Source organism: Clostridium sp. AM42-4 (assembly GCF_003480105.1).
Taxonomy (GTDB): Bacteria; Bacillota; Clostridia; order Lachnospirales; family Lachnospiraceae; genus Brotaphodocola.
In genome coordinates this window covers 1-251 of record NZ_QUIK01000025.1, presented here as the reverse complement: position 1 = coordinate 251, position 251 = coordinate 1, and the positions used below count along the sequence as shown (strand labels likewise).

Genomic DNA, 251 nt, shown 5'->3' with positions numbered 1-251 from the left:
TCAGCGACCCGGATGGGGTTCGAACCCACGACCTCCGCCGTGACAGGGCGGCGCTCTAACCAGCTGAGCCACCAGGCCAAAATAAAATGATAGATTAATTTGAAAATGGACCTTCAGGGACTCGAACCCAGGACCGACCGGTTATGAGCCGGTTGCTCTAACCAACTGAGCTAAAGGTCCGAAACCTTGAGGCCCTTTCAGACCAGCTCCCCGAGTAGGACTTGAACCTACGACAGCGCGGTTAACAGCCG

At 55.8% G+C, this 251-nt stretch carries 2 tRNA genes; both read right to left on the bottom strand.

The window, feature by feature from the left end:
- Positions 1-4: 4 nt before the first annotated feature.
- Positions 5-78, bottom strand: a tRNA-Asp gene (locus DW922_RS15390).
- Positions 79-106: 28 nt separating this feature from the next.
- A tRNA-Ile gene (locus DW922_RS15385) sits at positions 107-180 on the bottom strand.
- Positions 181-251: the final 71 nt, after the last annotated feature.